The organism is Lutimonas sp., from assembly GCF_051011215.1.
Classification (GTDB): domain Bacteria; phylum Bacteroidota; class Bacteroidia; order Flavobacteriales; family Flavobacteriaceae; genus Lutimonas.
In genome coordinates this window covers 20097-32391 of sequence record NZ_JBPCUJ010000118.1, presented here as the reverse complement: position 1 = coordinate 32391, position 12295 = coordinate 20097, and the positions used below count along the sequence as shown (strand labels likewise).

At 37.3% G+C, this 12295-nt stretch carries 11 protein-coding genes; 8 read left to right on the top strand and 3 right to left on the bottom strand.

Annotated elements, in window-relative coordinates:
• Positions 1 to 2412 (bottom strand): WD40/YVTN/BNR-like repeat-containing protein (locus ACR2MV_RS11215; protein ID WP_434022006.1); only part of this gene is annotated, 2412 nt, incomplete at its 3' end.
• Positions 2413 to 2652: 240 nt separating this feature from the next.
• On the opposite strand from ACR2MV_RS11215, the gene ACR2MV_RS11210 reads away from it, so the two are divergent.
• Positions 2653 to 3132: a transposase gene (locus ACR2MV_RS11210; protein WP_434022005.1), complete on the top strand. Its 480-nt coding sequence runs from the start codon at positions 2653 to 2655 to the stop codon at positions 3130 to 3132.
• A gap of 15 nt (positions 3133 to 3147) precedes the next feature.
• Here the strand turns inward: ACR2MV_RS11210 and ACR2MV_RS11205 are convergent, their stop codons facing one another.
• Both ACR2MV_RS11205 and ACR2MV_RS11200 read right to left on the bottom strand, forming a co-directional pair.
• Positions 3148 to 3570: a secondary thiamine-phosphate synthase enzyme YjbQ gene (locus ACR2MV_RS11205; protein WP_434022004.1), complete on the bottom strand. Its 423-nt coding sequence runs from the start codon at positions 3568 to 3570 to the stop codon at positions 3148 to 3150.
• Between the two features lie 64 nt (positions 3571 to 3634).
• Positions 3635 to 3973: a single-stranded DNA-binding protein gene (locus ACR2MV_RS11200; RefSeq protein ID WP_434022003.1), complete on the bottom strand. Its 339-nt coding sequence runs from the start codon at positions 3971 to 3973 to the stop codon at positions 3635 to 3637.
• Between the two features lie 214 nt (positions 3974 to 4187).
• Between ACR2MV_RS11200 and ACR2MV_RS11195 the strand changes: the two genes are divergently transcribed.
• The 7 genes from ACR2MV_RS11195 (at position 4188) to ACR2MV_RS11165 (ending at position 12287) form a co-directional block, all read left to right on the top strand.
• Positions 4188 to 4985: a hypothetical protein gene (locus ACR2MV_RS11195; protein ID WP_434022002.1), complete on the top strand. Its 798-nt coding sequence runs from the start codon at positions 4188 to 4190 to the stop codon at positions 4983 to 4985.
• An 11-nt stretch (positions 4986 to 4996) separates the two neighbouring features.
• On the top strand, positions 4997 to 5467 hold the full coding sequence (locus tag ACR2MV_RS11190; protein ID WP_434022001.1) for a YybH family protein: 471 nt from the start codon (positions 4997 to 4999) through the stop codon (positions 5465 to 5467).
• 10 nt (positions 5468 to 5477) lie between these two features.
• A complete protein-coding gene (locus tag ACR2MV_RS11185; RefSeq protein WP_434022000.1) occupies positions 5478 to 5828 on the top strand; it encodes a hypothetical protein in 351 nt (116 codons plus the stop codon).
• An 81-nt stretch (positions 5829 to 5909) separates the two neighbouring features.
• Positions 5910 to 7175 carry a carboxypeptidase-like regulatory domain-containing protein gene (locus ACR2MV_RS11180; protein WP_434021999.1) on the top strand — a complete coding sequence of 422 codons (1266 nt, stop codon included), beginning with the start codon at positions 5910 to 5912 and terminating at the stop codon, positions 7173 to 7175.
• 275 nt (positions 7176 to 7450) lie between these two features.
• The gene (locus ACR2MV_RS11175) at positions 7451 to 9775 is read left to right on the top strand and encodes a M20/M25/M40 family metallo-hydrolase (protein WP_434021998.1); all 2325 of its coding nucleotides are present in this window, start codon (positions 7451 to 7453) and stop codon (positions 9773 to 9775) included.
• Positions 9776 to 9955: 180 nt separating this feature from the next.
• A complete protein-coding gene (locus ACR2MV_RS11170) occupies positions 9956 to 11143 on the top strand; it encodes a phosphoglycerate kinase (RefSeq protein ID WP_434021997.1) in 1188 nt (395 codons plus the stop codon).
• A 106-nt stretch (positions 11144 to 11249) separates the two neighbouring features.
• Entirely contained in the window at positions 11250 to 12287 is a 1038-nt protein-coding gene (locus ACR2MV_RS11165) for an aldo/keto reductase (protein WP_434021996.1), read from the top strand.
• Positions 12288 to 12295 lie beyond the last annotated feature (8 nt).

The window sequence follows — 12295 nt, the reverse complement described above, 5'->3', positions numbered from 1 at the left end:
ATCTCCCGTTAAAGTCAAATAACTCAGGTATACACTGTCTTTCTTTTCTTCATATTGATCTAAATTGAAATAGGTGATCACACCATTTTCTAAATTGGTCCCCGAGGTGTTGGATTCCTTCCCTCCTCTTCCCTTGGTTCGGTATGTATCTTTTGGCTTATACAAAAAGTCTTTCCCTGCATTATTTGCCGTCTCTAATTGATGTAACAAGCCCAAATCATCCAGCATCCAAAGACTTCTTCCCTGCGTTGCTACAATCAGACTCTTGTCTTTAATAACAAGATCGGTGATTGGGACTATTGGCAGGTTTAATTGAAATTTTTGCCAGGACCCTCCATCATTGAACGATACGTACATGCCTGTTTCTGTACCGGCATACAGCAGTCCTTGTTGCGCAGGATCCTCTCTAATGACCCTGGTAAAATGCTCCTTGTCAATCCCGTTTGTTATTTCTACCCAGGTTTTCCCATAGTCTGCTGTTTTAAATAAATAGGGATTAAAATCTCCTAGTTTATATCGTGTTCCGGCTATATAGCAGGTCCCTTCATGAAAATTTGAAGGTTCTACACTATTGATCATTGTCCATTCCGGCAATCCTGACGGTGTAATGTTTTCCCAACTATTACCTCCATCTTTTGTAAGATGAACCAGGCCATCATCTGTTCCAATCCATAATAAACCTTCTTTTAAAGGACTTTCATTGGCAGCAAATATCGTGCAGTAATATTCTACACTCGTATTATCCTGAGTAATCGGACCTCCACTTGACACCAGTTTTTCAGGGTCATTCCTGGTTAAATCCTCACTTAGAATTTGCCAGCTCTGACCTTCATTTTCTGATACGTGCACATGATTCGAAAACGTATATAATCTCTTTGGATTATGCTTGCTGAAAATAATCGGAAAATTCCATTGAAACCTGTATTTCATTCCTTCAGCACCATGCCCCATTGGATTATCAGGCCATACGTTTATTGCTCTTACTGTTCCTGTCTTATGGTTTTTCCTGGTTAAAAAACCATCATAACTGCCACCGTAAACAATATCATTATCAAGTGGATCTACAGCGATATGTGCAGATTCACCTCCTGCTGTGCTTTCCCAATCATCCTCATGAATATTTGAAGAACTGCTTCTGTGCTTAATCCGGATGGTAGAATTATCCTGTTGTGCTGCATATATACGATAAGGGAAACTATTATCAGTTGTGACCCGGTAAAATTGAGAAGTTGGCTGATTGTGATAGGTTGACCAGGTATCACCACCGTCGTAGGTTACCTGTGCCCCTCCGTCATCACCTATAATCATCCTTTTTGAATTCTGTGGATCTATCCAAAGGTCGTGATGATCGCCATGAGGCGCATTATGGGTCGTAAATGTTTTACCACCATCACTGGATTTGTGATAACGGACATTCAAAACATACAATCCATCTTCATCTTCAGTATCTGCATAAAGCCTTGTATAGTACCAGGCTCTTTGTCTTAATTTCCGCTCTTCATTCACCCTGTCCCAAGTTTCTCCAGCGTCTTCACTGCGATATAAACCACCTTTTTCCTTGTTCTCAACCATGGCCCAAACCTTTTCAGAATTTTTTGGTGAAACCGTCACTCCAATAATTCCTAAAGTATCAGTAGGAAAGCCTTTGTTTTTAGAAATTTCCGACCAATTTTCACCACTATCATTACTTTTCCATAGTGCTGAACCTTCACCCCCGCTACTGAGGCTATAAGGAGTTCTTTGAACCCTCCAGGTCGAGGCGTATAGAATTCTTGGATTATTTGGATCCATTTTCAAATCTACTGCTCCAGATTGTTCATTGGCATACAGGATTTTTTTCCATGACTTTCCTCCGTCAGTTGTTTTATAAACACCTCTTTCTTCCGTAGGCTTATAGATATTTCCCATCACCGCTGCATACACTGTATTATGATCGCTTGGATGTATGGTAATTCTCGAGATATGTCGCGAATTTTCCAAGCCCACTGACTGCCATGTTTTTCCGGCATCCATACTTTTCCATACACCATAGCCAGATGATACATTTCCTCTGACCGTTTTTTCTCCTCCTCCTACGTAAATGATATTTTTATCCGATTCCGCTACGGCAATGGCGCCAATACTTCCCCCAAAATAACCATCTGAAATATTTGACCAGATTCGACCGCCATCAATTGTTTTCCAAATACCACCCCCGGTAGCTCCAAAGTAAAACAGGTTTGGCTCACCAGGGACACCTGTCACTGCTGCTGACCTACCACCTCGAAATGGCCCAATGAGTCTGTATTCCAGACCTTCATAAAGAGCTGCTTCATATTGAACAGACTCCTCAACACTTTTATTTTTTTTCTTATTTTTCTTCTGTGCCTTGACTTCATTTGTGTAAACCAATACAAACAATACAGACAGCATAATTTTAAAAACAGTAGTAACTCTCATGGTTCGGATTTATTTTAGGCTAATTTAGCAATATTAATACGATCAAAACAAGCATGATTTTCAATTATGAATAGTCTAAGGCATGAGCGTATTCTCCTCCATGGTTAACTCTGTTTCATCTCTATTATAAAACTTCCTCAAACCCTTGCTTATTTCTCAAGAATAAGAGCTCATAATCTTGCAAATCAAGTCATTACTTCGTAACTTAGAAATGTGAAAAGTTATAAGAACATCAATGATCCTCAACGAAGTTTTGTCGCTCCTTTTGTGGACAAACACAGTAAGAAAAATGAATTCTTTTCTCAAATAAATGAGCTAATCAATTGGAAGCCCATAACCACAAAACTTAAAAAGATTTATACCAAAGGATTAACAGAGAGAGGTGCTAAAGCGTATTCTCCCGTGTTATTATTTAAAATGCATTTGATCTCTGAATGGTATCAAATTTCTGATACTCAAACGGAAGCTATGGTATACGACAGTATTTCAGCTCTTCGGTTTTGCGGATTAAGCCTTGAGGAGAATGTACCGGGACATAGTACTTTAAGCAGGTTTAAAAAAGAACTCATCGATCATAATGCCTTAACAGATCTCACAAAAGAAATTAACCTGCAACTAGCAGAACATGATCTCGCTATTCATCCGGGAAAATCCAGAATTAACGCGAAATTGATTTCTAAAAACCACAAATAAACGGCTCTTTTTTTATTAGGATCCTATTAAAGTAACCACCACATTTCTAGGCCCTCCATAGTTTCTGTGTTCACATAGATAAATACCTTGCCAGGTACCAAGATTCAATGTACCCTTTGTTATTGGAATTTGAACCGAAGCTCCCAATAAAGATGCTTTGATATGTGCCGGCATATCATCAGCACCTTCATAGGTATGTACATAGTAAGGAGCATTTTCAGGAACCATTTTGTTTATATGACTTTCAAAATCCAGCCGAACCGAAGGATCCGCATCTTCATTAATTGTAAGGCTTGCAGAAGTATGTTTAATAAATACGTGCATCCATCCAATATTAATTTCTTTCACCTCTTTCACTTGACTCAATATGGCATCAGTGATCAAATGATAGCCTCGAGCCTGTGCTTGTAAACTAAATTCCTTTTGAAATGTTTTCATAATTCCAGGAGTATTATATTTTGTCTAATACTTTCTAAAAATAAGAATTATCGAAGATTATTCACTAAGCCTTCTTGCCCAAAAAAAGAATTTCATTGCAGACTATTTCGGTCACAAATCGCTTCACACCTTTTTCATCCTCCCATGAGCGGGTTGACAGCTTGCCTTCTAATGCAACCTCCCTTCCTTTTTCAAGATACGATTCTATTAGTTCAGCGGTTTTATTCCAGGCAATCACATTATGCCATTCTGTTTCATCTACTTTTTCTCCATTAGAGTTTGTAAAACTCTCATTGGTAGCCAATGAAAATTTTGCAAGTTTGTGCCCTGAATCTGTGGTTTTAACTTCTGGGTTCATTCCTAAATGTCCGATCAATTGTACTCTGTTTCTCAATTTATTCATCTTTTAAATTTTATGCCTTTATGATACAGGCGATTATACATTTGCGAAACTTTCCTGATTCGCTTCTGCAAATTTGTGACGAGATTATGGAAAGGTTGTGCTGTTAAACATTTACTTTCGTATGTAAATGAATGTAGTCGTTTGCAATCGAATAATAATGATTACATTTATGCTACCTTCTCAACAGGCGGAAAATAAAAAGCCCCATTGATTTATGACTGAAAGAACGACAATTATCATTCATTCTTCACTTTGTTATGTGTTGGCATTTATGTTTACTACTATTATTCATGAATTTGCACATGCCTTTACAGGGTGGCTTTCCAATAGTCATCCGGTGATGTATCATAATTACGTGTCGCATCTTAGTCCAGAAAACCTATCATTTTCACAACAAACCGGAATCGCTTTGGCAGGGCCGTTAATTAGCCTTATCCAAGGATTCTTTATGGGGGGGTGGTTTTTTAAAACAAAGAAAAGAGGACTGGCGCAGCTATTTGTTTTATGGGCCTCTATTTTAGGTTTTAATAATTTTTTAGGATATGTAATGACCGGACCTTTGTTTACTGCCGGGGATATTGGTAAAATGTATGCCTTGCATGGAACCTCCATGTTTCTGCAAATTTCATTTTCTCTCCTTGCTGCGCTGGGTCTTCTTGTAGTCGCCAATCGAATGACAAGGCCCTTTTTAGAATTCTCCTATAAAAAACAATGGATACAACCTGAACAAAATGCTCCTAAATTTTCATTTATCATGATCATGCTGCCTTATATTATTGGATCGGTCATTATTACCTTTTTATACCTTCCTGTGATTAACATCGTGAGCATTATCTACCCAATTATGAGCGGTATGATTTTTATTTACCCTTGGAGGAATGCCGTTACGGTAAAAAATGTCCGCCTTTCTTCAAGTGATCAAATTGGAAATTTATCCTGGATAACCGTACTGATTTTCATGCTTTTACTGATTATATTCAGGATGGTATTGCCGCGTGGAATTGCTTTTTAATAAACTTCGATATGAATAGAAATAAGATCCTAAAAATAGTGTTGATGACAATTTTCGTAACTCTTTTCTCGAGTTGTCGAGTTGATCAAAACCCTTCTAATGAGACCGAAAAGCAAATGGTAAAAAAAACACTTATTGATATGTGGTCCGCCATAGAGCAGGGAGATATTGAAAAATATGCTGCATATGTCCATCCTGATTTCACGCAATTCGGTGAAACTGATTCCATCATGAGAATCGGTAAAGAAGCAGAGATTAAGGGCATCAATTCATGGATCCAAAACTCAGAGAATATTCACACTGAAATGGAGGACCCCAGAATTACTGTTAAAAATGATGTGGCATGGATAGTTTACTATTGGAAAGATCATGGAATAACTAATGGAGAAGCATTTGCCACCCGTGGTAAATCAACTCGAATATTTGTAAAAGAAAATGGAAAGTGGCTCTGTATTCACGGACATTATACTTCCCTACCTTAAATAAAACCAAATGAATCAAAAACAATGTTTAGAATGTGGTGAAAAAATCCATGGAAGAAGCGATAAAAAGTTTTGTACTGATTATTGCCGTAACTCGTATAATAACAAAGTAAATGTTGAAAGTAAAAATCTGATAAGAAATACAAACAATCGGCTGAAAAAAAACTACAAAATTCTAAGTGAACTGAACAAAAGCGGAAAAACTAAAGTGGTTAGAAACACACTCAACAGTCATAATTTTGATTTTTCATTGTTCACTTCCATTTATACAACAAAAACGGGCAATGTATATTATTATGTCTATGATCAGGGCTACCTGGCATTGGATAATGATTATTTTCTTTTAATCAAAAAGACCTGAAAACAAAGATTTCTCTATCGAATCCATGCTCTTGTCTGTAACAATCTGCTGACTCGCTCGTCGAATGATAAAATTGGTCCCATGCAACTGAAATCATACGTATTCTTTTTACTAATTCTAACATCTCTGATTCGTGTGGGCCATGCCCAGGATACTAGTGTAATTACGGGGCAAATAATCAATGGCGAAGATAAAGAACCACTGCCCTTTGCCTCTATCAGATTGAAAAACCACCCTATTGGTACCATCAGCAATGAAAATGGTGACTTTGATTTTTATATTCCAAAATCAAAACGAAACGACACCTTGACCATCAGTTTTATCGGATTCAATAGTTATGAAGTACCTCTTGCGAACATAAACCGGACCCTTGAGATTGTTTTAACTCCAAGCAGCAACGTCTTAGATGAGGTAATCTTAACCGAAAAAGATCCGTTAGATTATATTAGAAAAGCCCTTGAGCGTTTACCGCAAAATTATCCGCAAAATGAGTATCAATCGATTGCATATTACCGGGAAAAATTTATTGAGAATGGAGCTGTCATCAACAAAGAAGAGGGCGTTTTTAAAACCTATTATTCAAAAGCCAGTGATTCTGCGAAAAACCAACACCAGCTACTATTGTACAAACCGGAAGAAAACCCTCAGCAATTTCAATTTATGAGAGAGTGGTTTGAGGAAAAGCAGGAAAAAAGAAAAAAGAAGGCTATAAAAAAGGGAGAAGAATTTGACGAAGATGAATACGACAGTGAAATCGATATGGATTTGGGAGGACCGGAATCTGTGATTGATCTGGACATCAATAATGAAAGAGATAATTACCTGAATCCAAAGCATTTTAAAAAATATGAATATAGTTTTGGAGAAGAAACCTCTCTGAATGGTGAAAGACTGGTTACTATAAATTTCAAGGCCAAACGCACCATTGATCATAAAAAAGATGCTGGAAAAATACTAATCAATACCGAGGATTATGCCATTGTCTCCATAGAACAAAAAGGAAAGTTTAGTATTCCTTTTATTGTCAAACCAATTCTATTCGTTATTGGTTTGAAAATCCAGAATCCAACATTTAACACGGTCATCAACTATCAAAAATACAAGGATAAATGGTATCCTCAATTGTTTCGCTGGGATGCCAATGTAAAACTGACCAAAAAGCACACCTTTGATCCGAATGAAAATTCTGATATCAACATAGGACAGGTGTTTTTTATAAATCAGCTCGATTCGATAGCCACGCCTATCTCTGAGGAACATCGTTTTGATGAAGATGAAGACATGGGAGAACAGGTTTTCAATGATATCAACTTAGAATGGAACGAATTAAATATTATAAAAGACTAAGAGTATAGAATCGAGATTGGTCTCTTAAAATTTCCTTTTTTTTAATTCGTGTTTACAATAAAACACATAGCGTTGAACAAAACCTCTATCAAAAAGAAACTATTTTTCTGCTCCCATTTCTAACCGTGGCCACTATCTCAAGAAAATGAGATTAATGGCTAGGGTCAAATTCTAACTTTTTTTAGATACTTATTTGAAAGGTGGAACTCCGGGAAAACAATAATGTATTTTTTTCAAGTAAGTTTTGATTACTTTTAAGGGTCCAAACTGCCCAAATGAAAAATCAAAACTCCTCGGTATCTGTCTTTGTGATCGTACTGATCTTGCTCACGAGTATCTATAGTTTTAAGACCTTAATGCCCTCTGTCATTGAAAGTTCTGTTCTCAAGGAGACAGAATTCTCAACCGCCAGGGCAATGCGGCATGTAAAAGCCATTTCTCAGAAACCACATTTTATTGGCAGTGATGCCCATGAAGAGGTAAAAAACTATATCGTCTCCGAACTCACCGCACTGGGGCTAACAGCTAAAATTCAACATGAGCTAGCGTTTAGAAATGATCTAAGAAGAGGCTGCCGGGTTCAGAATATTTACGCAAAAATTAAAGGCAGCGAACCAGGCAGGGCTTTATTACTTATGAGTCACTATGATTCTGCCGTGCACGCTTCTTTTGGAGCAAGTGATGCAGGAAGCGGCGTTGCCACCTTATTAGAGGGACTAAGGGCCTTTCTTTCGAAAGGCATTCAACCAAAAAATGACATCATCATTCTGATAACAGACGCCGAAGAGATTGGACTTTTGGGGGCTCAGGCATTTGTAGACAACCATCCTTGGGCGAATGAGGTCGCAGTTGGCCTCAATTTTGAGGCCCGTGGAAGTGGAGGACCCGGCATTATGCTGATGGAAACAAACCAAGGTAATAGTGGCCTTTTAAAACAATTTAAGGATGCGAACCCCAGTCATCCAGTTGCAAATTCATTCATGTACAGCATTTATAAAACCATGCCGAATGACATGGATCTTACAATTTTAAGAAGAGCTTTAGATATCAATGGCTTTAATTTTGCTTTTATCAACGATCATTTTGACTACCATACAGCACAAGACACCTATGTACGATTAAACCCAGATTCCCTTAAACACCAGGGCTCTTATTTAAGCTCCTTATTAGCTCACCTCGCTCAGGCAGATTTAAACACTGTTTATGCTGAAGATGATTGGGCTTATTTCAATTTCCCATTTCTTGGCCTAGTTTCCTATCCTTTTCTGTGGAGCCTACCAATACTTATCGGAGCATTTATCCTTTTTTTACTCGTACTATTTCTTGGAATTCGCAGAAATCAAATGAAGCCGAAACAGGTTTTTCTAGGGTTTGTTCCGTTGTTAATTTCATTGGTTTCCATTAGCCTGATTTCAATTTTTGGATGGAAATTAATTTTAAAAATCCATCCTGACTACCAGGAAATTCTGCAAGGGTTTACCTACAACGGCAACTTCTACATAACAGCATTTGTGGCACTCAGTTTATGGCTCACCATTTTTGTTTATTTAAAATTTAATGTGAAAGAAAAGATACTAAGCTTTAGTATGGCGCCTATTTTTCTATGGCTTTTACTGAATATAGTTCTTTTAATCTATTTACCTGGAGGTGCATTTTTCGTTCTTGCCCCCATTCTCTCATTACTGGGGATCTTATTTATTCTTCTTTATCAAGGAACAAAGCCACATCCAATAATCCCGGCCACCATTATATTGCTTCCTATTATTCCTGTATTTACGCCATTTGTGGAACTCTTTCCGATTGCATTGGGGACGAAAATGATTGTTATTGCAGCAGTATTCAGCATTCTGATACTGACTAGTTTTATTCCGGTATTGTTTTCTATACAAGGATTAAAAAATCTGAACAAAGTTTTCCTCCTTATCAGTATTTTATCCTTTGGATCAGCATGGTTTACCTCCGATTTCAATGAAGATCAGAAAAAACCAAACAGTATTTCTTATGCCTTTTTGAATGAAGAAAATAAAGCCTATTGGCTCAGTTATGACAGACAGCCGGATATTTTTACTTCACAATATTTAGGTGCCGAACCTAAAAATGGAGGGATCGAAATCGATAAGGCCAGCTTATGGTTTATTGAAAATGCCAAAATGCATCAGGAGGCAGCTATCCTAGCATTGGATACAACAGTATGTTCAATACGAAGAGATACATTGATCGGTTCTTTTAGATCCCTGACAATTAGTATTACTCCCAAGAGAACTGTTCATAGAATGGAACTTTTTAACCAACAGGATATAGAACTTCAACAATTAAAGGTAAACGATAAAATTGTAGTAGAAGATCCATTACAACTGAAAGAAGAGAAGCGTCTTTTCCAGTATTATTTCACTGAAAAAAACGAAGAACTACTTGTTGAATTTCTTTTGAAATCTGATGATGATCCATCCTTAGTAATGCTGGAATATTCTTTTGACCTTTTATCAAACCCTCTAATTAAAGGAATTTTACCAGATCTCAAGGAGCGCGAATCATGGCAGATGCCAAAGCCCTTTATTCCAAATGATGCGATTTTAGTAAAAACTGAAATTAATTTCTAAATAGCTAAAAAAAGACCTCAATTATTGCATTATCCGAGGTCAAAAAGCACTTCTTTTTAGTATATTTGTCATCCCTTTTGAAAATTGAATTTTCAATGCTTTTAGGGATCATTAAGAATTAACAGGTTCTTGTATTTCAAATTTGTTTAAGTACCTGTAATAAACCATTGAATTAAAGAGATGAAAACAATTAACGATTTTAATTTTGAAAATAAAAAAGCACTCATAAGAGTAGATTTTAACGTACCTCTTGACGATGCTTTACAAGTAACCGATGTAACCAGAATCGAAGCGGCAAAGCCTACCATACTTAAAGTTCTGGAAGACGGAGGTAGTGCCGTTTTAATGTCTCACCTTGGAAGGCCAAAAGGAGTTGAAGAAAAATTCTCTCTTAAGAATATTGTTGATAAAGTAAGTGACATTATTGGTGTACAGGTAAAATTTGTCAATGATTGTATTGGTGAGGAAGTAGAAGAAGCTGTAGCCAATCTTCAGAATGGTGAAGTACTAATTCTTGAAAATCTAAGATTTTATCCAGAGGAAAAAGCCGGGGATAAAACGTTTGCTGAAAAACTAAGTAAAAATGGGGATATCTATGTAAATGACGCATTTGGGACTGCTCACAGAGCGCATGCGTCAACAGCTATTATTGCTGAGTTCTTTCCAGACAGAAAGTGTTTCGGACTCTTGCTTGCAAAGGAAATTGAGAGCTTAGAAAAAGTATTGGGTTCCAGCGAAAAACCTGTAACTGCGATATTAGGAGGTTCGAAGGTTTCTTCTAAAATTACCGTCATTGAAAACATCCTTGACAAAGTTGATCATTTGATCATTGGAGGAGGGATGAGTTTTACTTTTATCAAAGCGCAAGGCGGTGAGGTAGGAAATTCTATCTGCGAGGATGATAAAATGGACTTGGCCTTAAGCATATTGAAACAAGCTGAGGAAAAAGGTGTAAAGGTTCATTTGCCTGTTGATGTAGTTGCTGCTGATGATTTTAGCAATGATGCAAATACTCAGGTGGTAGATATTTATCATATTCCTGAAGGATGGGAAGGTTTGGATGCCGGACCTAAAACGAATATTGGATTCTCTTTTGTAATTGCTCAATCAAAAACCATTCTTTGGAATGGCCCAGTTGGTGTTTTTGAAATGAAAGCTTTCTCAAAAGGAACCATTGAATTGGGTAATGCTGTAGCCGATGCAACAGCTGACGGTGCTTTCTCACTTGTTGGAGGTGGCGATTCAGTAGCAGCAGTTAAACAATTTGGATTTGCCAATAAGGTAAGTTATGTGTCTACCGGTGGAGGTGCCATGCTTGAAATGCTGGAGGGTAAAACCTTGCCTGGAATACAGGCTATCTTAGATTAAGATAAATCAATTTAAATTCATAAATTTAAAGGTCTAAAATCTGTTTCAGATTTTAGACCTTTTTTCTTAAGCCACTGCTAATAAAATTTATAGATTCTCACATTTTATGAAATACACAAATATTCCCCAAACCGATATAAAAGTTAGTAAAATTTGTCTGGGCACCATGACCTTTGGACAACAAAACACCGAGTCAGAAGCACATGAACAACTTAATTTCGCCAAAGAAAAAGGCGTTAATTTTTTAGATTGTGCAGAAATGTATTCGATTCCCGGTAGAAAAGAAACACAGGGAAGTTCTGAACGCCTCATAGGTACCTGGTTAAAAGATCAAAACAGAGATGAGGTTGTCGTTGCTACGAAAGTAACCGGACCTATGCCTTACTTTAATTATATCCGACCTAACCTGGGATTCTCAAAAGAAGCGATCCATGAGGCTATTAATGCAAGTTTAGCCAGACTTCAAACTGATTATGTTGATTTATATCAATTGCACTGGCCAGAAAGAAACGTCAATTTCTTTGGACAGCGAAACTATACTCATAACCCAAACGAAAAATGGACAGATAATTTTAAGGAGGTTATCGAAACACTTGATGGGCTGGTAAAACAAGGCAAAATCAGGCATTATGGAGTGTCCAATGAATCTTCCTGGGGACTTATGCGCCATGTGGCGGAAAGCAACAACAATCAGTTATCCCGGTGTAAAACCATTCAAAATCCATACTCTTTGCTCAACAGAACTTTTGAGATAAATCTGGCCGAAGTGGCTATGAGAGAAGACATTGGATTATTGGCCTATTCTCCTCTGGCATTTGGCGTATTATCAGGAAAATACCTTCATGGAAAGATCCCTGAAAACTCCCGATTAAAGCTATTTCCTCAATATGCAAGATACAGCAATCCACAGGCAATTGCATCAACAGAATCATATTCGGAACTGGCTAAAAAAAATGGCTTAAGTCTTGCAAAATTAAGTTTGGCTTTTGTAAATCAAAGACCCTTTTTGACCAGTAATATTATTGGCGCTACTACCATGGACCAACTCAAAGAGAATATCAGTAGTATTGAAGTAGATCTTTCAGATGAATTGTTAGGCGAAATCGATCAACTTCAAAATCTACAGCCAAATCCGGCGCCATAGGTTTTATC

What these genes read in the sequence shown, in the direction of transcription:
- ACR2MV_RS11190 (WP_434022001.1), top strand. Translation starts at nt 4,997, where the DNA reads ATGAATAGAAATAAGATCCTAAAAATAGTGTTGATGACAATTTTCGTA.
- ACR2MV_RS11165 (WP_434021996.1), top strand. Translation starts at nt 11,250, where the DNA reads ATGAAATACACAAATATTCCCCAAACCGATATAAAAGTTAGTAAAATT.
- ACR2MV_RS11195 (WP_434022002.1), top strand. Translation starts at nt 4,188, where the DNA reads ATGACTGAAAGAACGACAATTATCATTCATTCTTCACTTTGTTATGTG.
- ACR2MV_RS11175 (WP_434021998.1), top strand. Translation starts at nt 7,451, where the DNA reads ATGAAAAATCAAAACTCCTCGGTATCTGTCTTTGTGATCGTACTGATC.
- ACR2MV_RS11185 (WP_434022000.1), top strand. Translation starts at nt 5,478, where the DNA reads ATGAATCAAAAACAATGTTTAGAATGTGGTGAAAAAATCCATGGAAGA.
- ACR2MV_RS11180 (WP_434021999.1), top strand. Translation starts at nt 5,910, where the DNA reads ATGCAACTGAAATCATACGTATTCTTTTTACTAATTCTAACATCTCTG.
- ACR2MV_RS11200 (WP_434022003.1), bottom strand. Translation starts at nt 3,973, where the DNA reads ATGAATAAATTGAGAAACAGAGTACAATTGATCGGACATTTAGGAATG.
- ACR2MV_RS11205 (WP_434022004.1), bottom strand. Translation starts at nt 3,570, where the DNA reads ATGAAAACATTTCAAAAGGAATTTAGTTTACAAGCACAGGCTCGAGGC.
- ACR2MV_RS11170 (WP_434021997.1), top strand. Translation starts at nt 9,956, where the DNA reads ATGAAAACAATTAACGATTTTAATTTTGAAAATAAAAAAGCACTCATA.